At 66.7% G+C, this 22,167-nt stretch carries 19 protein-coding genes; 12 read left to right on the top strand and 7 right to left on the bottom strand.

The features are described 5' to 3' along the window. Positions 1-233 precede the first annotated feature (233 nt). The 6 genes from AC1DN0_RS10495 (at position 234) to hutG (ending at position 5,213) form a co-directional block, all read left to right on the top strand. The gene (locus AC1DN0_RS10495) at positions 234-950 is read left to right on the top strand and encodes an SDR family NAD(P)-dependent oxidoreductase (protein ID WP_441629471.1); all 717 of its coding nucleotides are present in this window, start codon (positions 234-236) and stop codon (positions 948-950) included. Between the two features lie 290 nt (positions 951-1,240). Continuing rightward, complete coding sequence (locus AC1DN0_RS10490) at positions 1,241-2,008, top strand: IclR family transcriptional regulator (RefSeq protein ID WP_441629470.1); 768 nt, start codon at positions 1,241-1,243, stop codon at positions 2,006-2,008. A gap of 76 nt (positions 2,009-2,084) precedes the next feature. Beyond that, positions 2,085-2,834: a glutamine ABC transporter substrate-binding protein gene (locus AC1DN0_RS10485; protein WP_441629469.1), complete on the top strand. Its 750-nt coding sequence runs from the start codon at positions 2,085-2,087 to the stop codon at positions 2,832-2,834. A 14-nt stretch (positions 2,835-2,848) separates the two neighbouring features. Further along, a complete protein-coding gene (locus AC1DN0_RS10480) occupies positions 2,849-3,517 on the top strand; it encodes an amino acid ABC transporter permease (protein WP_441629468.1) in 669 nt (222 codons plus the stop codon). After that, positions 3,514-4,275, top strand: a complete 762-nt coding sequence (locus AC1DN0_RS10475; protein WP_441629467.1) for an amino acid ABC transporter ATP-binding protein — start codon at positions 3,514-3,516, stop codon at positions 4,273-4,275. The genes AC1DN0_RS10480 and AC1DN0_RS10475 overlap by 4 nt, the downstream gene beginning before the upstream one ends. Then, positions 4,272-5,213, top strand: a complete 942-nt coding sequence (gene hutG / locus AC1DN0_RS10470) for a formimidoylglutamase (protein ID WP_477102729.1) — start codon at positions 4,272-4,274, stop codon at positions 5,211-5,213. The genes AC1DN0_RS10475 and hutG overlap by 4 nt, the downstream gene beginning before the upstream one ends. 26 nt (positions 5,214-5,239) lie before the next feature. On the opposite strand, the gene AC1DN0_RS10465 is transcribed toward hutG, so the two are convergent. The 4 genes from AC1DN0_RS10465 to AC1DN0_RS10450 form a co-directional block, all read right to left on the bottom strand. Beyond that, complete coding sequence (locus AC1DN0_RS10465) at positions 5,240-6,541, bottom strand: type II toxin-antitoxin system HipA family toxin (protein ID WP_477145695.1); 1,302 nt, start codon at positions 6,539-6,541, stop codon at positions 5,240-5,242. Beyond that, entirely contained in the window at positions 6,538-6,831 is a 294-nt protein-coding gene (locus tag AC1DN0_RS10460; RefSeq protein ID WP_045236754.1) for a helix-turn-helix domain-containing protein, read from the bottom strand. The genes AC1DN0_RS10465 and AC1DN0_RS10460 overlap by 4 nt, the downstream gene beginning before the upstream one ends. A gap of 184 nt (positions 6,832-7,015) precedes the next feature. Beyond that, complete coding sequence (locus AC1DN0_RS10455) at positions 7,016-8,641, bottom strand: rhodanese-like domain-containing protein (protein WP_477102727.1); 1,626 nt, start codon at positions 8,639-8,641, stop codon at positions 7,016-7,018. A 48-nt stretch (positions 8,642-8,689) separates the two neighbouring features. Then, positions 8,690-9,292, bottom strand: coding sequence for a cysteine dioxygenase family protein (locus AC1DN0_RS10450; protein WP_477145694.1), 603 nt, complete (start codon positions 9,290-9,292; stop codon positions 8,690-8,692). Positions 9,293-9,581: 289 nt separating this feature from the next. On the opposite strand from AC1DN0_RS10450, the gene AC1DN0_RS10445 reads away from it, so the two are divergent. Next, on the top strand, positions 9,582-11,843 hold the full coding sequence (locus AC1DN0_RS10445) for a rhodanese-like domain-containing protein (protein WP_477111399.1): 2,262 nt from the start codon (positions 9,582-9,584) through the stop codon (positions 11,841-11,843). A 77-nt stretch (positions 11,844-11,920) separates the two neighbouring features. Here the strand turns inward: AC1DN0_RS10445 and AC1DN0_RS10440 are convergent, their stop codons facing one another. Further along, entirely contained in the window at positions 11,921-12,925 is a 1,005-nt protein-coding gene (locus AC1DN0_RS10440; protein WP_441632838.1) for a tripartite tricarboxylate transporter substrate binding protein, read from the bottom strand. A 279-nt stretch (positions 12,926-13,204) separates the two neighbouring features. Between AC1DN0_RS10440 and AC1DN0_RS10435 the strand changes: the two genes are divergently transcribed. Genes AC1DN0_RS10435 through metC form a run of 5 tightly spaced genes read left to right on the top strand, consistent with a single transcriptional unit; the run spans position 13,205 to position 17,671 of the window. After that, positions 13,205-14,053: a transporter substrate-binding domain-containing protein gene (locus AC1DN0_RS10435; RefSeq protein ID WP_441632836.1), complete on the top strand. Its 849-nt coding sequence runs from the start codon at positions 13,205-13,207 to the stop codon at positions 14,051-14,053. Beyond that, the gene (locus AC1DN0_RS10430; RefSeq protein WP_441632834.1) at positions 14,053-14,799 is read left to right on the top strand and encodes an amino acid ABC transporter permease; all 747 of its coding nucleotides are present in this window, start codon (positions 14,053-14,055) and stop codon (positions 14,797-14,799) included. Before AC1DN0_RS10435 ends, AC1DN0_RS10430 begins: the two co-directional genes overlap by 1 nt. Next, entirely contained in the window at positions 14,786-15,589 is an 804-nt protein-coding gene (locus tag AC1DN0_RS10425; RefSeq protein ID WP_441632832.1) for an amino acid ABC transporter permease, read from the top strand. The genes AC1DN0_RS10430 and AC1DN0_RS10425 overlap by 14 nt, the downstream gene beginning before the upstream one ends. Further along, complete coding sequence (locus AC1DN0_RS10420) at positions 15,576-16,430, top strand: amino acid ABC transporter ATP-binding protein (RefSeq protein WP_477102723.1); 855 nt, start codon at positions 15,576-15,578, stop codon at positions 16,428-16,430. The genes AC1DN0_RS10425 and AC1DN0_RS10420 overlap by 14 nt, the downstream gene beginning before the upstream one ends. Before the next feature lie 32 nt (positions 16,431-16,462). After that, positions 16,463-17,671 carry a cystathionine beta-lyase gene (gene metC, locus AC1DN0_RS10415; protein ID WP_441632828.1) on the top strand — a complete coding sequence of 403 codons (1,209 nt, stop codon included), beginning with the start codon at positions 16,463-16,465 and terminating at the stop codon, positions 17,669-17,671. A 217-nt stretch (positions 17,672-17,888) separates the two neighbouring features. Here metC and AC1DN0_RS10410 read toward each other — a convergent pair whose 3' ends face one another. Together AC1DN0_RS10410 and AC1DN0_RS10405 are read right to left on the bottom strand one after the other, a co-directional pair. Beyond that, positions 17,889-19,307 (bottom strand): NCS2 family permease, encoded by a 1,419-nt coding sequence (locus tag AC1DN0_RS10410; RefSeq protein ID WP_441632826.1) that lies wholly within the window; start codon positions 19,305-19,307, stop codon positions 17,889-17,891. Between the two features lie 883 nt (positions 19,308-20,190). Further along, positions 20,191-22,140, bottom strand: a complete 1,950-nt coding sequence (locus AC1DN0_RS10405) for an alkyl/aryl-sulfatase (RefSeq protein ID WP_441632824.1) — start codon at positions 22,138-22,140, stop codon at positions 20,191-20,193. Between the last annotated feature and the right edge of the window lie 27 nt (positions 22,141-22,167).

The following is a 22,167-nucleotide window of genomic DNA, read 5'->3' as shown; positions in this document are numbered from 1 at the left end:
GTAAGATTCTGCAACGTTTCCGGACAGGGTTGTCCAGTGGCGTCCGGCCCGCCTGCCAGGGGGTGGGCATCCCGAATGTGCAGGGCCGGGTTTCCAGGCGAAGGCCGGCGGTCTATGGTGACTAGGAGGCTGGAGAGGGCGCGCGGAGCCGGTGCCGGTCCGGCCAGGGCCTGCCCTTGGCATCTCGCTCTCTGTCTGTCTCTATCCGTTACCCGACGACACAGGAGAACACCATGGATTCGTCAGCATCCCCGCGCCGCATCGTGATCACGGGCGCAGCCGGTGCGCTAGGCCGGGCCGTCACCCAGGCGTTCGCGGACGAGGGGGCCCGGTTAGCCCTGATCGACCGGGGCGTGGACGCCCTGCGGGCACAACCACCGGTGCCCGAGGCCGCCGACTGGCATTTGCTGCTGGCGGCCGACGTGACCTCGCCGGACAGCATGGCGGTGGCGGCACGCACCATCCTCGATGCGTTTGGGGGTATCGACGTACTGGTGCACGTGGCTGGCGGCTTCGAGATGGGAGAGTCCGTCCATGCGCTCAGCCGGGAGTCCTGGATGCGGATGATGGATCTCAACGCCTGGTCGCTGGTTGCCGTCACGCAGCACCTGGTGCCCGCCATGCTTGCCCAGGGCGCAGGCAAGGTGGTGGCGGTCACGGCGCGCGGCGCGGCCAGCGGGGCCGCCGCGATGGGGGCCTATTGCGCGTCCAAGAGCGCGCTGCAGCGTCTGGTGGAAAGCCTGTCGCACGAGGTGCGCAGGGGCGGCGTCAACGTCAACAGCATCGCGCCGAGCATCCTCGACACCCATGCCAACCGCGCGGCCATGCCGGCCGCCGACCCGAGCGACTGGGTCTCGACCGCGGCGGCGGCGCGCGCCATTGCCTTCCTCGCCTCGGACGCCGCGCAGGCTATCCATGGACAGCACCTGGTGCTGGACGGGTTGAGTTGATCCGCGGCCGGCACGTGGGCCGGCGCGGTGCGAGGCTTGCCACAGGGGTTCCCTTGACCCGGCAGGCGCAAGGCCTGCCCGGGACATTGCGTCCATGTCGCGCAGGTAGTCGTTCTTCGCCGCGATTGGCGCTTGACGTGTACATGGCATGGGAAGTGGATCCGGGAGAACCCCGGTGAGGACGCAAGCGGAGAACCATTTCGATGCTAGGGTAAATCCTAGGCACGTTTTCCCAAGAGCTGGGAATCGCAGTTTTGATATTCGGGAAAACGCGCGCATGCTCTCGTCCCATGCAGATCGAAACCGACGCCCCCGAAACCAACTACCCCGCCGCTGGCGCGGATCGCGTGCTGTTCGTGCTCGCCGCCTTGGCCCAGCAGGGCAAGCCGATGACCGTGCGCGAACTGGGCGCTGCCACCGGCTTGCCCAAGAGCACGCTGTATCGCCAACTGGTGCTGCTCAAGAAATGGGGCTTCGTGCTGGAGTCGGACGGACGATATGCGCCCGGTCCGATCAGCCTGCAGCTGGCGCTTGGCTTTGACATGGCCTCGCACCTCGCGCGCGAAGCGCAGCCGGAAATGCAATGGCTGGCACAGCAAACCGGCGAGAGCGTAGGGCTGGTGGTGGCGGCCAAGGATCAGGCGGTTTGCCTGGAAATGATTGAGAGCCGGCAGTCGCTGCGTTGCTCATTTGAAAAGGGGCGCGGCGTGCCATTGCGAGCGGGGGCGTCGGCAAAGTCCCTGCTTGCGTTCATGCACGAGGACGCACGCCGGCGCATCGTGCTTGGCCTGCCCGATATGGACGCCATGCAGGCAGAGCAATTGCTGGACGAACTTGCTGGCATCGAGCGGGCCGGCTATGCAGTCAGCCAGGGCGAGGTGGATGCCGGCGTATGGGGCGTCAGCGTGCCGGTGTTCCGCCGGCGCGAGAAGACAGCGGCGGTCGGCTCCATCACGCTGATGGCGCCGGCCACCCGCACGCAGGGGCGCGAGCCGCTCCTGATCGAGATGACGAGGTCGGCCGCAGGAAGAGTCTCGGCCGGACTCCAGGCCTTCTAGTACCCGGCACCCTGGCGCCCGGTACCGAATACGCAATAACCAGTACGAAATCCAATACCTACGAGAGGAGCGACTGATGAATCTTCGACGCAAATGCCTGCTTATTGGCCTGATGGGCCTCAGCCTGGCCACCGGCCTGGCGCGAGCCCAGGACAATGCAGTCCTGCGGGTGGCCACTGATGCCACCTTCCCGCCAATGGAATTCGTCGAGAACGGCAAGCGCACGGGCTTCGATGTCGAGTTGGTCGAAGCGCTCGCCAAGACGATGGGCAAGCGCGTCGAATGGACCGACATCGATTTCAAGGGGCTGATCCCCGGCCTGATCTCGCGCCGCTTCGATATGGCGGTGTCCGGCATCTACATCACCGAGGAACGCCGCAAGGTGGTGGATTTCACCGATCCCTACTACACCGGAGGCCTGGTCGCGCTGGTTAAAACTGGCAATACCGCCATCAATACCCCGGCGGATCTCAATGGCAAGAAGGTAAGCGTGCAGGTCGGTACCAAGTCAGTCAATTTCCTGCGCGAGAACTATCCGCAGGTCCAGCGCGTGGAAGTCGAAAAGAACCAGGAAATGTTCAACCTGGTCGAGATTGGCCGCGCGGATGCGGCAGTGACCGGCAAGCCCGCCGCAATGCAATATGTCAAGGCGCGCGGCGGTATGCGCGTGGTCGAGAAAGCCCTGACCACCGAGGAGTACGGCATGGCGGTGCGCAAGGATACGCCGGAGCTGACGCGCGCGGTGAATGCCGCCCTGGCCAAGCTCAAGGCCGATGGCACCTATGCGCAGTTGATCCAGAAATGGTTCGGCGCCGCGCATAAGTAAGGCGGGAAGACATCATGGAACTGGACTTCTCGCCGGTCTGGGCCGGCTGGCCCGACCTGGTGCGCGGCGCCGTGGTCACGGTCGAGGTGACAGCCTGCGCGCTGGTGCTCGGGTGCGTGATGGGCTTGCTGGTTGGCATCGGCCGGCTCGATCCGCGGCGCCGCGTCGTGTATGGCATCTGTACCGCCTACGTGACCGCGATTCGTGGCACGCCCTTGCTGGTGCAACTGTTCTTGCTGTTCTTCGGGCTGCCGCAATTTGACATCCTGCTACCGGCATTCGTTTGCGGCGTGATCGGCCTGGGCATCTATTCCGGCGCCTATGTCTCCGAGATTGTGCGGGGCGCGATCCAGTCTGTCGACAAGGGTCAGATGGAAGCCGCGCGTTCCATCGGCATGTCGTCAGGCCAGGCGATGCGCGCGGTGATCCTGCCGCAAGCGATCGTGCGCATGATTCCGCCGCTAGGCAATGAGTTCATCGCATTGATCAAGAACTCCGCACTGGTATCGCTGCTGACCATTCACGACGTGATGCACGAAGGGCAGAAGATCATCAGTGTGTCCTACCGCTCGCTGGAGGTGTACCTGGCGATCGCGTTGGTCTATCTGCTGCTGACTAGCGCCGCGGGATTGTTCCTGCGGCACATGGAGCAACGGCTGCGTATGGGAGGCATGGTGCAATGAGCGATTCCGCAATCATCCGGATCCGCAATCTGGGCAAATCCTTCGGCGACCATACGGTACTGAGGGGCATCGATTTCGATGTGGAGCCGTCGCAAGTGGTGGTTGTGATCGGGCCCAGCGGCTCGGGCAAAAGCACGTTCCTGCGCTGCTGCAACGGCCTGGAGCAGGCTGAGAGCGGCACCATCGAGATCTGTGGCACCAGGCTGCTCGATCAGGGGCAGCTGATCGCCGACCCTGAACTGAACCGCTTGCGCACGGAAGTCGGGATGGTGTTCCAGTCCTTCAATCTGTTTCCCCACCTGTCCGTGCTGCACAATGTCACGCTCGGTCCTCGCATGCTGCGCGGCGCCTCGCGCGACGACGCCGAGCGCAAGGCGATGGCGCTGCTGGAGAAAGTGGGCCTGGCACATAAAGCGCACGCCATGCCGGCCAGCCTCTCGGGCGGGCAGAAACAGCGCGTGGCCATTGCGCGCGCGCTCGCCATGGCGCCGCGTGTGATGCTGTTCGACGAGCCCACCTCCGCGCTCGATCCCGAACTGGTGGGCGAGGTCCTGCAAGTGATGAAGGTGTTGGCCGCCGAAGGCATGACGATGGTGGTGGTCACGCACGAGATGGGCTTTGCCCGCGAGGTCGCCGATGTCGTGGTGGTGATGGACGGCGGCGGCATCATCGAAGCCGGTCCGCCGTCCGTCATCTTCTCCGCGCCCACGCAGGAGCGCACGCGCGGTTTCCTGCAAGCCGTGCTGACGCGGCAATGAGCATGGCAATGACAGAGTCTCTTTGGCAGGGCCGTACCGACGCCGGCGAGCGTGGCGATACCAGGCGCTTGTTCCATGTTGTGCGCGCCGCGGGCGCGCCGCTGCCGGCCGGATCGCCGGTGCTGGTTGGGTTCGCCTGCGATGCCGGCGTGCTGCGCAACCAAGGCCGCGCCGGCGCGGCGCAGGGGCCGGATGCAATCCGCCGCGCCCTGGCCAATGTGCCGGCGCACGGACTGCCGGCCTTGTACGATGCCGGCAACGTGATCTGCGAAGACGATGCACTGGAAGCCGCCCAGGAACGCCTGGCGGGGGCGGTCCGTGCCGTGCTGGATGGCGGCGGCTTGCCGCTGGTGCTGGGCGGCGGCCACGAAGTCGCCTGGGGCAGCTGGCAGGGGTTGCGGGCGCATCTGGATGCCGCCGGCGACGACGGCCGCCTGCTGATCGTGAATATCGACGCACACTTCGACTTGCGTACCAGCCGGCCAGCAAGTTCCGGAACGCCGTTCGACCAGATCGCGTGCGAGAGTGCGCGCCGCGGGCAGCCGTTCGACTATGTCTGCCTGGGCGTGAGCCGTCTCGCCAATACCCCGGCCCTGTTTGCCCGGGCCGACGAACTGGGCGTGTCTTACGTCGAGGATGTCGACTTGCAGGAACGGCATCTCGATGCTCGCCTGGCCGCGTTGAGGGAGCGCATGGCCCTGGCCGGGCATGTCTATCTCACCATCGATCTGGATGCGCTGCCGGCCGCCGTCATGCCAGGCGTCTCGGCGCCTGCTGCCTTTGGCGTGCCGCTGGCGGTAGTCGAGGCGCTGGTGGGCGAGGTGCGGCGCAGCGGCAAGTTGCGCGTGGCCGACCTGGCCGAGTACAACCCCAACTACGACCGCGATCATCAGGGCGCGCGGGTGGCGGCACGGCTGGCGTACCGGCTGCTGGCCTGAGGCGGGGTCCGCTTTTCGAGTGCCGTCTATTTGCGCCGTGCCAGCGGTAGCGTCGCCAGCCGCTCCAGCACCACCGCGCGCATGCCCGCCGGAGCCGGTAGTTGTTCCAGCAAGGCGGGCCATCGCTCGTGGGCCATGGCCACCGCATCTTTGACGGCGGCGGTGGCGATGCGCCCGGCGATTTTCGCCTCGCGCGCGAACTCGCGGTAGGTTTGCAGGGTTTGCACGCGCTGCTGGCGGTCGATGACGACGTTCTGGCCGAAGCCGGCRAAGCCSGRCAGSGCCGCCACGCTGACGATGTCGTAGGCAGGCGACAGCTCTGGCGCGATGCCGTTGCGGTACAGGAAGGAGAAGTTCTTCAGGTGGGCGTCGCTGTTGCCCAGCAGGGTGTTGACGGCCTGCCGGATAAAGAACTGCCGCACATCCTCGATCCCGCGCACGCTCAGCCGCTCCAGCAATTGCACCAGCACGGCGTAGGCGTCGCGGCCGGCGTACTTGCGATTGGGCATGCGGGTCAGCAACTGGCAACCGTCCTCGGCATGCACGCGTCCGCCCGGCTCGCGGTCGAAGCGGTCCACGGCGAGGAAGTGCAGATCCGCGCCAAGGGCTTCGGCCATGCCTTCCACCTCGATGGCGGCCAGCGGCGCGGGCCGGCACGGCGCGACCGCCACGCCGGCGGCCTGTGCCAGTTGCATCGACACGTATTCGTTGAAGACCTGGCTGTCGTCGTTGCGCGTGGGCAGCTTGGCGATCAGGTCCGACAGGTGCCCGTGGGTGGGCATGGTGTAGCGCTTGCCGGCATGCGCGGTGGATAGCGCAATCTTGTTCTGCACGCCCGAGACCGAGGCCGCGCCTTCGGTGGCGCCTTCGATGACGGCAATTTCCAGGTTGTCCGCGCCACCCGTCACGCCAACCGTGCGTACGTGCGCGGGCAGGGCGTCGATGGGCGCGGGGCGCACCACCACCGCGCCGGGCAGGTCCTCGCCGGCGGCGGCCAGGATGCCGAAATCGTCGCGGTCCTCGGGATGATGGCGTGTGGCTTCCAGCCGCTTGCGCAATTCGCTTTCGGGCAGCAGCCCGGCGAAATAGGGCGGCAGCGCGCCGTTGGTGTTGTAGAGCGCGGGGTGGAAGGGGTTGGCCAGTACCGCCGCGGTCAGCGTGTCATTGCCGGGAAAGGTCAGCGAGAGGCTGAGCGTGGGCCGCAACGGGTCGCCACGAAAGGCTTCCGCGGGTACAAAGCGGCAGGTGCGCTCGACTTCGCACAGGTAGCCGCACAGTACGCCGTGCAGGTGTACCTCCAGGTAGCGGGGGCGCAGTCCGGGGCTCACGGTTCCTGCTCCAGGAACATCTCGACCGATGTCCTGGCTTCGCGGTCCGGGCCGCTGTCCTTGCCTTCGATCAGGCGCCGCACGGCGAGCAGGTGCTCGCGGGGCACCAGCACCCATTCCGCATCAAGCGCCGCGCCCACGGCTTCGAGTGTGGAGGCGCGCACATCATGCCGGCCGCTCAGTGCCGTGGTGAGATTCGACGGCGCCATGCCAATCAGCCGCGCCACGTCCCCAAGCGAGGACTTCCGTGCGGCGCGGCGGGCCTGAAGCTGGTCGTAGAAGGATGGCATAGCATAGTTTCACATCAAAAAGATATGAAATATCATAGCACAAGCTGTCTACGTATTATGGTATTACATAATTTATTGGTAATTATTATTAAATAACAATCAACGGCAGGCGAATTGCCCGCGAGTCGATACCAACGCCCGAGCGCAACGCTTCCGGGGTGGCCAAAGCCAATGGCGAATGATTTCACGCGGTCTTGTGACGGGCCGACGCCAGCGCGGCGGGTGCCGGGATCCGGAAGCGGCCGATCTCGTCCGGCGCGCACTGGGCGATCAGTCCCGTTTCCCAGGCCAGGTAGGCGCGGGCGGCGTCCTTGTTGCCTTCGTGGCGGTCGTGCACGAAGAAAAGGTAGTCGATACGCGTCTCGGGGGGCAGCGGCGTGGGTTCGGTTGCTTCGGGCAGGCCCGCGGCTTGCCAGGTTTGGTAGCCCTCGGCCAGGCGATACACGTGCCGGTAGCCTTCGGCCAGCAGGTCCAGGCCGGCCAGGTTGGCAATATGCGGCTCGCTGGCGATCAGGATGACCGGATGGTCGTGCGTGGCGCCGAGGCGGTCGAGCGTGGCCGGCAGGCGCGGGCGGATCGACCAGGCTGCGCCTTTGGCATGGCCGCGTGCGTATTCGGCGCTGTCGCGCAGGTCGAAGCGCAGCGCATCGGGCGCTTCGGCATACAGAGCGCGCAGCAGGTTGGCGTCGAGCACCGGCAGGGCATGGGCGGGCAGGGTGCGCGGCGGCGCGGGTGCCTTGACGGCGGCATTGACGCCATGGGCCAGCACGGCGCTCTCGTAGCCGATCTGGTGCAGCCAGCTCGCCACCACGGGCGCCCGCACGCCGTCGTCGTCGAACACGATCACGCGGCCGCCGCGTACGCCGATGTACTGGTCGGTGGCCTGCACCAGCTGGCCACCGGGCGCATGCTGTGCGCCGTCGATCGATCCCTGGGCGAATTCCTCCGCGGTGCGGATGTCGAGCAGGTAGGTGGTGCGGCGGTCGTCGTCCAGCCACTGCTGCGCCTGCGTGGCCGACAGCGCGGGCAGCCCGTCGCGCTGCAGCAGCCGGGCCGAGCGCGCACGCGCCTCGGCCAGCTCGCCGGCTGCCGGGGCTGGCGGGTAGCGGCGCTGGCTGCCGTGTTCCAGCGCGTAGTCGGCCAGGTACCAGCCCTGCGTGCCGTTTTCCAGCGCCAGCACCGGATTGGGCAGGCCGAGGTTGCGCAGCGTCTGGGCCCCGATGATGCTGCGCGTGCGCCCGGCGCAGTGCACCACCACGGTGGTCCGTGCATCCGGCAGCAGGGCGGACAGGCGCAAGGCCAGCTCGCCGTTGGGCAGGCTGTGCGCGCCGGGGATGGTCATCTTCTGGTGTTCATCGAAGGTGCGGCCGTCCACCAGTACCAGGGGCTCGCCGGCGGCGCGGCGCGCTACCAGTTCCGCGGCGCTCAGGCGCGGCGTTTCCTGCAGGTGTTCCACCAGTTCGCCAAACGTCTTGGACGGCACGTTGACGCCTTTGAACAAAGTGAAGCCGGCCAGAGCCCAGGCCGGCGCGCCGCCGGCCAGYAGCGTGACGTCCCGGTAGCCCAGCGCCGCCAGCCGTTGCGCCGCGCGCCCGGCCACGCCGTCGCCGTCGTCGAGCAGCACGATGCGCTCGCCCAGGCGCGGCGCCAGGCGCGCCACGTCCAGTTCCAGCCGGCTGTAGGGCAGCGGCACGGCGAAGAAGGGATGGCCCTCGCCATGCTGCCCGTGCTCGCGCACGTCGAACAGCGCCAGCGGCTGGCCGTCGTTAAGCCAGCCGCGCAGGGCGGCGGCATCGATGGATCGGGTCATGGATTGCTCTGCGTGAAGAAGGGGGTTAGGGCGCTGTCCATTGCAGCCTCAGGCGGCGATCTTTTCGCTGCGGTTCAACTGGGTGGCGTTGTAGTTGACGATACGCCCGGTTTCCGGCTCGATACCGATGYGGCCCGTCAGGGTTTCGAGCGGACGGCCGTAGAGGTGGAAATGCAGTGTCGGCGCGTCGCCGACCACGTGAATGCTGTGGATGTCTTGCGGCAGGAAGCTGATCGGCGTGCCCGGGCGCACCACCAGTTCGCGCTCCAGTTCGATGCTGGCCCGCTCGGGGTTGCTGCCGTCGTCGGTGCGGCGGTAGACGCGGTTGAGTTCATCGCCCTGCACGGCCACGATCACGGCCCAGGTGTCGTGGTTGTGCGGGATGGTTTTCTTGCCCGGCACGATCGAGTTGAGGTAGAGCGCCGGCAACTGGCCTTCCTCGCTCAGGCGGTAGCGGGTGGAGGTGGTGGCGCCATCGCCGGGCGGCGGAAAGTCGGCAAAGCCGAACAGGTCCTTGCGGCTGGCCAGGTTCTGCAGGACCGCGGCGACCTGTGCCAGCGTGGCGCGGTCGATGTCGCGCTGCGCGGTCAGTGCGCGGACCTCGGCAAGGGTGGTGGCAATGGCGGCAGTGCGCTGGTTCCGGGTCGTCATGGGGAGTCCTTGGTCGGTGCGAAGCCGCGGCGGGTGGCGGCAGGCCTTTACTCTAAGGAATACGAGGCTGCGCAAGAACGAACAATATCGACGATGCATATGCGAAGCCGTGCCGGCGGGCGAAGCGCACCCATGCGCGGCGGCCACGGCATAACGATCTGCGATCTGATTCGTTAGCCGGCGGCGCAACTTCTCTTAGGCTCTAGTGTCCGGTGCGCGGGCAAGCCATTGGCCGCGCAAGCCGCGCACTGTCCCCGCACTCTCCCAGCATTCACGAAAATCCCTCGCCATGACCATTACCGACCTGACCCAGACCCTTGTCGATGACGCGGCCGCCGGCGACGTAAGCGATGCCCGCGCCGCCGCCGTCGCGGCCTTTATCGCCCGCGCCCGCAAGATCGCCGCCCGCCAGGCCGCCGACAGGGCGCCGCTGGCCGCGCTGGCCGACGAACTGGTGGCGCTGGCCGGCCAGGCGCACCTGTTCCCGCCCGAGCACTTCCCCGTGGACACGGCACGGCCCGCCGCGATCTACCGGCTGGCGGAAGATCCGGACGGCGGCTTCGCGCTGTTCGCTTCCGCCGGCCTGCCCGGCAAGGCGCAGCCGCCGCACGACCACACCACCTGGGCGGTGATCGCCGGGGTGCGCGGCGTCGAGCGCAATGTCATCTTCCACCGCAGCCAGGGCAGCAGGCCCGGCCAGGACACGCTGGAGCCGCTGCGCCAGCTCGACGTGCGCGCGGGCAATGCCATCACCTTGTCGCCAGCCGATGTGCATACCATCGAGCTGACCGGCGACACGCCCGGGCTGCACCTGCACTTCTACGGCCTCACGCTGACCCGCCTCGCCGCTCGCGTGAAGTTCGAGCCCGTGCCCGAGGACGGCACCCAGTACACCTGCCGCACCTTTGCCGCGCCGGCGCTGATCCGCCATCCGCTGGTGAGCCCGGCCGCGCTCAAGCGCGCCATTGCAGCGGGCGAGGAACTGGCCGTGCTGGACGCGCGCGAAGAAGGTGCATTCTCGCGCGAGCACCTGCTGTTCGCGGTGCCCGCGCCGCTGGGCCGGCTCGAGACCACGATCGACCGCCTGGTGCCGCGCCGGACTACGCGCATCGTCGTGACGGACCTGGCGGAAGATATCGCCCACGCGGCCGCGGCCAAGCTGCTGCGTTTCGGCTATACGAACGTCTCCGTGCTGGAAGGCGGCACGCGCGCCTGGCAGGCGGCGGGCTATGAGGTATTCAGCGGCACCAACGTGCCAAGCAAGGCCTTCGGCGAGGTGATCGAGCATGAGCTGCGCACGCCGTGGATCACCGCCGAGACGCTCAGGCTCTACCAGGAGCGCGGCGACAACGTGGTGGTGGTGGACAGCCGCCCCTTCACGGAATTCCAGAATATGAGCATTCCCGGCGCGGTCGACTGCCCCGGCGCGGAACTGGTCTACCGCATCGGCGAGATCGCGCCCGATCCCGCCACGCTGGTGGTCGTCAATTGCGCCGGCCGCACGCGCAGCATCGTGGGCGCGCAGACGCTGATCAACGCGGGCATTCCCAATCGCGTGGTGTCGCTCAAGGACGGCACCATGGCCTGGCTGCTGGCGGGCTACAAGCTGGACCACGGCCAGACCCGCTTCGCGCCGCAGCCGTGCGATGCGGCCCAGGCGGCCGCGCGCGAGCGTGCGGCGCGGGTGGCCGAACGCGCCGGCGTGCGGCATATCGATGCGGCGCAGCTGGCCGCCTTCGAGCAGCAAGCCGGCGCACGCACGCTGTACCGCTTCGACGTGCGCTCGCCCGAGGAATACGCGGCAGGGCACCTGCCCGGCTGGCGCAGCGCGCCCGGCGGGCAACTGGTGCAGGCCACCGACGCCTACGCCGGCACCCGCCGCGCCCGCATCGTGCTGGCCGACTGGGATGGCGTGCGCGCGCAGATCACGGCCGCGTGGCTGGCGCAGTTCAGCGGGCATGAGGTCTACCTGTTCCGTCCCGCGCCGCTGGCGCCGCGCGAGTCCGGGCCGGAGCCCGTGCGCGTACTGCGTGCCTCCGAGGTGGAGGCGCCCTGGATCGAGGTGGCATCGCTCGCCGAGTTGCAAGCGCGGGGCGGGGTAAGCGTGGCCGACGTGGACAGCAGCCTTGCATTCCGCCGCGGCCATGTGCCTGGCGCCTGGTTTGCCACACCGGAGAAGGTGGCGCTGGTGCTGGAGCACGGGGAGGCCGAAGACATCATCGTCGTGACGTCATCGGACGGCGTGCTGGCGCAGGCGGTTGCGGCAGAGTTGCGCCGCACCAGCGGGCGCGACGTGCGGGCACTGCTCGGCGGCAATGCGCGCTGGCAGGCGTTGGGCCTGCCTGTTGAACCGGCGGGGGCGGGTAGCGCTGCCGCGGCGCGCGTGCTGACCGGTGACGAAGACGCGTGGTACAGCGCTTATGCCTATGAGGACGAGAACCGCCGCAAGGCGGAGATGCATGCCTACCTGAACTGGGAGATCGGCCTGGTCGATCAGCTGGAACGCGATGGCGATCTGCCGGTGCGGCTGGTGGACTATCGGCAGGGCTGAGCGCGGGGAGAGGGCGCGCGCGCCATATACCGCCATACCGATAGCGCTCACATCACGTGAGCGCTTTCCCTCCCGCCTCAACGCAACGAAATCCCCGAAGCCGCGATCACGGAAGCGTACTTCGGCAAATCGCGCGACAGCGTAGCGTCCAGCTCCTGCGCCGACGAACCCACCACCACATATCCCGCATCCTCCAACTGCCCACGCGTGGCCGGCACATTGAGCACCGCCGCCACATCGCGGCTGATGCGCTCCACCACCTGCGTCGGCGTGGCCGAGGGCGCGATCAGCCCCTGCCAGCTCTCCACCGCAAAGCCGGCGGCCCCGGCTTCCGCCATGGTCGGCACTTGCGGCAGTGCCTTCGAACGATAAGGCGTCGTGACCGCCAGCGCCGTCAGGCGCCCTGAGCGCACGTAGTCCGTGACCGCCGCCAGCGTGATCAGCGTGGCATCGATATGCCCGCCCAGCAAGTCCACCGTGGCGGGTGCGCCACCGGCATACGGAATGTAGTTGACCTTGATGCCGACCTGCCGCGACAGCATTTCGTGCGCGACGTGGGCTATGCCGCCGTTGCCCGGCAGGCCAAGCGTCAGTTCGCCTGGCTTCTTGCGCGCGAGCGCGATGTAATCCTGGAGACTGCGCACGCCCAGGTCCGGCCGCGCCACCAGGATCTGCGGATTGACCACCGCCTTGCTCACGCCGCGAAACGCATGGCCCGTGTCATAGGGCAGCGTCTTGAACAGCGAGGCATTCAGCGTCACGCCTTCCCCGCCCAGCAGCAGCGTATGGCCGTCAGGCCTGGCCCTTGCCACCTGTGCCGCGCCCAGGGTGCCGCTGGCGCCAACCACGTTTTCCACCACTACCGGCTGCCCCCATTTCTCGCTGAGCTTGAGGGCCAGCGTGCGCGCGAGCTTGTCGGCGCTGCCGCCGGGAGCCACCGGCACCACGATGCGCACGGGACGCGAGGGAAAGGCCTCCGCGGCTTGCGTGGCGTGGCTGTGGAACGGAACGCCTGCGATGGCTGCCACGCCGGCAGCGACAGGAAGGCAGGAGAGGGTGCGGAGCACAGTGCGGCGTTGCATGGGATGTGGCCGGAGGCGAATCGAGCGCAAAGCTTAGAAAGCGCGGCGGGCAAGGCCAACGAATCTTTCCGCGCATGGATATGCGGTGTGGCCCGGCCTGGCGGCACTGCGACCGGCAACGCGCAGCGCATAACGATGGGCTCAATGATTCGTTCCGTGTTCATCGGCGCATGGGTACAGTTTGCTGACCGCATGGCGCACCGGACGCTCCAGCCAGCCCCTCCGGCGGCATGCCATTCGCGCAAGACACGACTTCGCCTACAAGAACTCGAACACACCATGACCCGTATCTTTCCCCTGCGTTCCCCGCGTCCCATCGTCCTCGCCGCTGCCATGCTGGCAGGTACCTTCCTCGCCGGCGCCGCCCATGCCGACGCCACGCTCGACAAGATCCGCCAGCGCGGCAGGATCGTGGTCGGCGTCATGCTGTCCGGCAGCGCTTTCGGCTCGATCGATCCCGCCACGCAGAAACCCGTGGGCTTTAACGCGGAGCTTGCGCAGGATCTCGCCAGGCAACTCAACGTGGAGCTGGAAACGGTGCAGGTGCAGCCCTCCAACCGCGTGCAGTTCCTGCAGCAAGGCAAGGTCGATGTGCTGATCGCATCGATGGAATACAACGCCGATCGCGGCGAGCAGCTCGGCCACGTGCCCACGCCTTACTACCGCGTGGGCGGCGCCGTGATCGTGCCCAGGCAGAGCGATATCCGCCGCTGGGAAGACCTCAAGGGCAAGACGGTCTGCATCTCGCAAGGCAGCAGCTATACGCGGCCGGTACAGGTGGAATACGGCGCCATCCCGAAGGGCTTCAAGGGCTCGGCGGAATCGCTGCTGGCCCTGCGCGGCGACAACTGCGCCGGCGCCGTGCACGACAACACGCTGCTGCAACCGCTGGTGCGCGGCAATCCCGAGTGGCAGAACTACCGCATCGTGCTGCCGGAACTGAACCCCGCGCCCACCGTGATCTGGACCCGCAAGGGCGAGCAGGACACCATCCAGGCCGTCGACCGCATCGTGCAGAACTGGCATCGCAGCGGCTGGCTGGTGGCTACCGAGAAGAAGGCCGGCATCCAGCCGCCTTCGCCTGCGCTGACCGAACTGCACGACAAGTTCAAGGGCGGCCGTTCCTGATGGATGCAGCGATTGCCTGGGGGATCGAGGTGGCGCGCCGCTTCGGCCTGAACTATGCATTTCTTGCCGATGCCTATGACCGCGCTTCCTTCGTGCATGGCGCATGGGTCACCGTGCAACTGGTGGTCTGCGCGCTGGCCGGCAGCCTGGTGGCGGGGGTGGCCATGGCGGCGTTGCTGACTTCGCGCCGGCCATTGCTGGCCGGTGCCACGCGCGCCTTTGTGGAGGTCACGCGCAATACGCCCACGCTGGTGCAGCTCTATTGCGCCTTCCTCGTGCTCAATATGCTGATCACCCATGCCTTGCAGGATGCGCAGCGGAGCAATCCGCTCACCCCGTTCCTGTGGGTGGTGGTGGTGCTGTCGCTGCACAAGGGTGTGTTCCATGCCGAAGCCTTGCGCGCGGGCATCGAAGCGGTGCCCAGGGTCACGCTGGAGGCGGCGGCCTCGCTCGGCTTCGACCGCCGCACCTTGCTGTGGCGGGTGCAGTTGCCGCTGGCGGTGCGCTTCGCGCTGCCTGCCCTGGTCAACAACTCCGTGGATCTGGTCAAGGCCACGGCGGTGGCGTCGGCCATTGCCGTGGGCGATATCACCTATGCCTCCATCATGATCTGGACCCAGCGCGATAACGTGCTGGAACTGATGGTGCTGTTGCTGCTGTTTTTTGGCCTGCTGACCTGGGTGGTCAGCCAGGCCGGCAACTGGCTGGAACTTCGGCTGAGGATGCCCGGCTATGGCGACCGCTGATTCCATTTTCCGCGGCGCGCCGGCATGGCCGCGCGTGGGCCGCTTCGCCAGCCTGCTGTGGCTCCTGCCGCTCGTGGCGGTGGCGCTGGCCGCCACCCGCCATCCGGACCTGGCGCGGGCGCTGGCCAGCGCGTGGCAATGGTCGCCGGCGCTGGCGCGCGGCTTCCTGGTCAATATCGGCGTGAGCCTGCTGGCGATCGCGCTGGGCACCGCTGGCGGGCTGCTGGTCGGCGCGCTGCGGCTGTCGCCGCTGGCGCTGCTGTGGCGCCCGGCGCAGCTTTATGTGCAGGTGTTCCGCAATGCGCCGTGGCTGGTGCTGATCTACTTCTCCACCTATGTCTTTCCGTTCGAGCTGAACATCGGCAGCCATATCGTGCCGTTCCCGGACTGGCTCAAGGTGGTGGTGGGACTGGCGCTGCCGGCCAGCGCCAATGTGGCCGAGGTGCTGCGTGGCGCGGTGCAGTCGATCCCGCTCACGCAGTGGGAGGCGGCCAGCTCGATGGCGTTCTCGCGCTGGCAGATCCTGCGGCTGATCGTCGGGCCGCAGTGCGTGCGGCGCATGCTGCCGCCATGGATGAACCTGTACGCCACACTCACCATGAGCACCGCGCTGGCTTCGCTGGTGGGCGTGCACGATTTGCTCGATACCGCGCAGATCGCCAGCAATACCGTCAACCAGACCGCTTTTACCGTGCTGATCTACTTCATCGTGCTGGCGATGTTCTTTGCCTGGTGCTACCCGATCTCGCGCTTCACCCGTTTCCTGGAACAAAAACATGCTGTTGCCTGAACATAGCGGCGGACCCGTGTTGTCCGCGGTCCCCACGCCAGCGCCGCTGGTTGCGCTGCGCGACGTGCACCTCGCGTTCGGCGGCAACGCGGTGCTCAAGGGCATCGACCTGGAAGTGCGGCGCGGGCAGGCGGTGTCCATCATCGGCCCGTCGGGCTCGGGCAAGTCCACCATCCTGCGTTGCATGACGGGCCTGCTGGCCCCGCAGCAGGGCACGGTGACGGTGGGCGGCGTGGCGGTGCGCGAGCTGCGCAGCGAGGCCGAGCGCATCGCGCTGCGCAAGCGGGTGGGCTTTGTCTTCCAGCAGTACAACCTGTTTCCGCACCTGACCGTGTTGCAGAATCTCACCATCGCGCCACTGCGCGTGCTGGGGCGTGGCCGGGCCGAGGCCGAGGCTACCGCCATCGAGCTGCTGCGCAAGGTGCGCCTGGCCGACAAGGCGGGCGCCTATCCGGGCGAGCTTTCCGGTGGCCAGCAGCAGCGCGTGGCGATTGCCCGCGCGCTGGCGATGGAGCCCGAGCTGATCCTGTTCGATGAGGTGACTTCAGCGCTGGACCCGGAAACGGTGGGCGAGGTGCTGAACGTGATCAGCGACCTGGTGGCGGAGGGCCTGACCTGCCTGCTGGTCACGCATGAAATGCGCTTTGCCGAGGAGATCAGCGACGAAGTGTATTTCACCGAGAGCGGGCGGATCGTCGAGCATGGCCCGGCGCGCCGCATCTTCAGCGAACCGCGCAGCGAGCGCACGCGCGCCTTTCTCAACCGCGCGCTGGGCGCAGCGCCGCGCGTGGCGGCCGATCCCTTCGTCTTCTCTTTCGACAAGCTGCGCTTTGCTGTTTGAGCGCCGCCCGGTCCAATCCCCATCGAAGAACCATGAGCCATCATCGCGATACCCAACTGATCCACGCCGGCACGCCGCCCTTCAGCCAGGGCCACGGTCCGGTCAATGTGCCGGTGGTGCGGACCAGCACCGTGCGTTTCGAGAATACCGACGCCTACGACGATATCCGTGCCCGCCATGCGCGCGGCGAGCGCGTCAGTTCCTACGGCCGGCAGGGCATGGACACGCATCGCGCGCTGGAAGACGCAATTGCCGCGCTGGAAGGCGGCAACCGTACCTTCCTTGCGCCTTCCGGGCTGGCGGCGATCTCGCTGACGTTCCTGGCGCTGCTCTCGCCCGGCGATCATGCGCTGGTGGCGGACAGCGTCTACGCGCCGGTGCGCCGTCTGGAGCAGACGCTGCTGCGCCGCCTGGGCATCGAGGTCAGCTATTTCTCGCCCAGCCAGCACGATGTGGACGCGCTGATCCGTCCGAATACGCGCCTGCTTTACCTGGAGTCGCCCAGTTCGCTGTTGTACGAGGTGCTGGACCTGCCGCGCCTGTCGCAGATCGCGCACCGGCATGGGGTGGTGGTTGCCGCCGACAATACCTGGGCGTCCGGTCACGTGCTGCAGCCGCTGGCGCTGGGCGTGGATATATCGATCCTGGCCTCGACCAAATATATCAGCGGCCATTCCGACCTGATGCAGGGCGCGGTGGTGGTCAGGGATGAAGCGCTGGCGCACCGGATTGCCGATACCCACGATAGCTTCGGGCTGGCCATCGGCGCGGACGATGCCTACCTGGCGCTGCGCGGCATCCGCACGCTGGCGGTACGGCTGGCGCAGCATCATCGCAACGCGCTGGCGGTGGCGCGGTTCCTGGAAGCGCATGAGGCGGTGGGGCGGGTTTTCTACCCGGCCTTGCCCTCGGACCCCGGTCATGCGCTGTGGCGGCGGGATTTCTCGGGCGCCAACGGGCTGGTGTCGTTCGCGTTGCCCGGCGCCGATGCGGCGGCGGCGCGCAAGCTGGTGGATTCGCTGCGCTTGTTCGGGCTGGGGGCTTCCTGGGGCGGGTATGAAAGCCTGGTGCAGGTGGCCGCGCCGGAACGGCTGGCGACGCATTCGTACTGGCGAGGCACCGAGCCGGTGATCCGCCTGCATATCGGCCTGGAAGCGTCCGAGGATTTGATCGCTGACCTGGAGCAGGGGCTGGAATTGGCATTGCGGGCGGCATTGCCGCAACGGCGCGCGGCGGCCTGAGCCTGGCGGCCAGCGCCTTGCGCGCGGTCACGCGGTCATTCGGGGCGAGGCTGCGCAAAAAAAGAAGCGGGACGGGAATTTGCCCGCTTCGCAAAAAAGCCAGTGTCATCGTTGCGCTGGCTTTCAGTACCCACTGGCGTGGCGGCACCGCGCGGCCATCCGCCCGCGCGGTGCCGCCTGCATCAACGGCCGCGGCGCGCGCCGCGGCCGTCAAGCCTCAGATGGCCCATCCGCCGCCGTAGAACACGGCCAGTGCCAGCGCGATGCTGACGGTTCCCACATTGAGCTTGCGGAACTCGCCGGCCACGACGCGGCCGATCACCAGGGTGCAGAAGCCGAGCATGATGCCGGTGACGATATTGCAGGTCAGCACGATAAAGACCGCGCATACCAGCCCGGCCATGGCGTCGACCATGTCGTCCATATGCAGCTTGCTGACGCTGCTGAGCATCAGCAGTCCCACGTACATCAGCGCGGGAGCGGTGGCGTACGAAGGCACCAGTCCGGCCAGCGGCGAGAAGAAGATCACCGCCAGGAAGAGCAGGCCCACTACCACCGCGGCCAGGCCGGTCTTGGCGCCGGCGGCTACGCCTACGCTTGATTCGATGTAGGCCGCGGCGGGCGCGCCACCGAAAAAGGCCGAGAAGATCGAGCTCAGCGAATCCGTGGTCAGGGCACGGCCGCCGTTGGGGATCTGGCCTTTCGCATCGAGCTGGCCGGCCTGGCCGGCAACCGCGCGGATCGTGCCGGTGGCATCGAACACGGCGGTCATCACCAGTGCCAGCACGCTGGGCAGCACCGCCAGCGACAGCGCGCCCTTGATGTCCATGGAGCCGATCAGCGTGGCATGGCCCGGCGCGCTCAGCGCGGGCAGGGCGAACACGCCGGAGAACTTGACGGCAGGGTCGAAGGCCAGGCCCAGCGCGGAGATCGCGACGATCACCAGCAGGATGCCGCCGGGCACCTTGCGGCGTTCGAGCCCGAAGATCGCGGCCAGGCCAAGGATCGACATCACCACCGGGAACGCCGTGATCTTGCCCAGCGCAACGGGCAGGCCGGCGCCCGGATTCTTGATCACGAGCCCCACGTCGTTGGACGCGATCAGCAGCAGGAACAGACCGATGCCGATCCCCGTGCCGTGCGCCACGCCGGATGGCAGGTTGCGCAGGATCCAGGAGCGCACCCCGGTCACGGAAATGGCGGTGAACACCACGCCCATCAGGAAGATCGCACCCAGCGCGACGGCCGGGGAGAGACCCTGCCCGAGCACCAGCCCGAAGGCAGTGAACGCGGTCAGCGAGATGGCGCAGCCGATGGCGATCGGCAGCCTGGCCCACACACCCATCAGCAAGGAGCCGAAGGCCGCGGTCAGGCAGGTGGCGACGAATACGGCACTGGAGTCAAAGCCCGCCTTGCCGAGCATGCCCGGCACCACGAACACGGAATACACCATGGCCATGAACGTGGTGACGCCGGCAAGCGCCTCGCGCCGGCCAGTGCTGCCGCGCGCACTGATCTGGAAGTAGCGGTCAAGGAAGCCATTGACTTCGATGGCCTCGATGGTGTCGATGGCCTTGGCCTCGATCGCTTCGGTACCGGGGGCGGCGGCACGGCCGGGGAACGGCTGCTCAAGCATGGCGGAGTGTCTCCTTTGTGGTGCACTGGGGCGGCGGCTACGCCGCTCGTATTCCAGGCTGTCTCGCTTTTTCGTTGTCGTTACCGGGGCAGGTCTGCGGGCCGCCGCGCACTGGGTTGTGTCGCGTCCGGCACTGCATTTGCCGCGGTACGTCGCTGTCGGCCGGATCTTCGCCACTCCGTGCTGGTGGTGCCGGTCCGACATGGCGCAAGACTAAGGGAGGCGCAGGATTCGTTCATAACGGCGCAGACATGCCTGTTATTGGGATTTGGATATATGTGAGGTGTCCCGCGGATCCCCGGTGGTGGGGGCGCAAGTCCGTGAGTTGTGGCTGCTGGCGGGTGGGCGGGCGACGATGAATGCGGTGGGGGTGGGGATGTGGCTCGGTTAGTCAGGAGTGCACTTACGTGCGGTATCGGATCTGCTGGCTTTTGTTTGAGGGGGGCCGATTCTACCAGTGGATACTGAGGTGGGCGTTGGGGTGGAGTTGGCTTTTGTGCGCAAAAGCCATATGGTATTCCGCTGCGTGGGATATCGATCACTTCTTACATTGGCGCGTCGGCAAAAGAATGGCGAAAAGCAAGACGACCCTACCGGGGCACGGGCTCTACAGTTCGGCTTTCTCTGCCTCGGCGTCGGAAGTCGGCACCAGACCGGCATCCTGTCGCCAACGCCCACGGATGCGCCCGACGTGGCATTCGAACCATGACCGCGAATGCGGGCCTGTCGGCCGCCGCGCCGGAGAACCGGGGTCATCATCCGCCCGGAAATGCGCAGAAAAAGTTCCGCGCAGGCTCTCCGCCAGTGGAGAGCGCCGGGACCGGACAACTCGGCGGATGCGGACGTCGCTTCCCATATTGGCCGCCGGATCGTTCAGCGCGAATTATGGCGTCACGATATTGAAGTCAGGTCTGAACGTGTCGAGCATGCCTGCGAGTTCGTCGAATTTTTCGCCTGCGCCTTCAACCTTCGCCTTTCCCGCCTGCGACAGCTTGCTCAGTGTGGTCGCCCCGCCCAGCACGCCTGCCAGGCCGAGCTTGTTGGTCGTGATCGTGACATCCGCCTTGGGAAGCTGTTTCCCGAGCGTATAAATCAGGACCGAATTGCGCAGTTCGATCGCGTATTGCTCGTGGGTTTCAGGATTGAGCCAGTTGACATTGAGCGTCTTCCCGGCGGCCTTCCTCCCATTCAGGCGAATGCCGGCATAGTCCAGGATCATGTCGGCGGTCATCGCATTTACCGTATCGGCCGAGGCCACGCCGGAGCCCGGTAGCTTGACGGCGCCGTGCCGCAATTCCAGGGCGCCCATCAGGAATTCGTTACGCCACGTGGGACTCTCGGTCTGGTAGGCGAGTTGCTCCAGCGCGTCGGCCCCCAGCTCGCGCGCCTCCTTGTTATCCGGATCGGCAAAGACGACGTGGTTCATCACTTCCGCCACCCAGCGATAATCGCCTTCCTGGAACGATTGCCGGGCCTTCCCGATAGCGCTTTTCGCACCGCCCATGAACTCCACGTAACGCTTGGCGGCCTCGGTGGGCGGCAGCTTGTACAGGTTTGCGGGATTAGAGTCGTACCAGCCGAGGTAACGCTGGTAGACCGCCTTGGCATTGTGATTGACTGTGCCATAGTAGTCCCGGTTGTACCATTGCTTGCCAATGCTGTCGGGGAGCTTCAGCATTTCCGCGATTTCTACCGACGTGTAGCCCTGGTTGGCAAGATGCAGCGTCTGGTCGTGAAGGTACTTGAACATGTCACGCTGGTTCTCCAGGAACGGAACGATGGCGTCGCCCCAGGTCGGCCAATGGTGTTGGGCGATCACGGCCCTGGCGCGCACGCCATAGCGATTGATCGCTTCGTTGACGGTCTTCCACCATTCCCTGGCATCGCGCACCTGAGCGCCACGCAGCGTATAGAGGTTGTGGAGGGTGTGCGTGGCATCTTCGGCCATGTTGAGCATCTGGAACTGCGGGAACCAGATCAGCATTTCCGCAGGCGCTTCGGTATTGGGCGCCATCTGGAATTCCATCTGCACGCCGTCAATCGTGCGTGTCTCGCCAGTCTTTTTTACCGAATCGGTGGGGGCGATCAAGGTGACCTCGCCAAGCGAGGTGCTCTTGCCGAGCCCGCCATCGACCTGGCCTTGCGCCCCGCGCGGCAGTAGCGATCCATACATATACGTGGCCCGGCGGCTCATGGCGGTACCGGCATAGATGTTTTCGCTGACCGCTTCTTCCAGGAAGCCCTCGGGCGCCAGTATCTTTACCTTGCCAGCCTTTACATCCGCCTCGTTCACGACGCCTTTGACGCCGCCATAGTGATCCACGTGGCTGTGGGTGTAGATCACGGCCACGACCGGCTTGCGCGGCCGGTGTTGGTAATACAAGTCAAGCGCGGCTTTCGCGGTTTCCTTGCTGATCAGCGGATCGATCAGGATAAGTCCGGTGTCACCTTCGATAATCGTCATGTTGGACAGGTCGAAGCCGCGTACCTGATAGACGCGGTCGACAACGGCGAACAGCCCGTTGAACATATTGAGCTGAGCCATGCGGTACAGACTGGGGTTGATGGTGTCGGGCGCCCCCTCGGCCTTGAGAAAATCGTATGCCGGCAAGTTCCAGGCGGCGTGCTTGCCATTCTCTGCCCGAATGACCAGGTTGGGTGTGGTGCCGATGAAACCGCGCTGCGCCGATTCGAAGTCGGTCCGGTCGTTAAACGGAAGTTCCTTGAGAATGGCGGCATTGGCTTGGCGGGTCCGGTCCGTGGCGGGTTTGCCAGGCGCCGGGGCGGATTGCGCAAAAAGGAGTGCGGGGGTGCTCGCAAGGGCAAGCGCCATTGCCAGAAGGCGTCGCCGGGAACCTGG

The sequence above is a fragment of the Cupriavidus sp. 05N39 genome (genome assembly GCF_056397325.1).
This window is presented reverse-complemented; position numbering and strand designations above follow the sequence as displayed.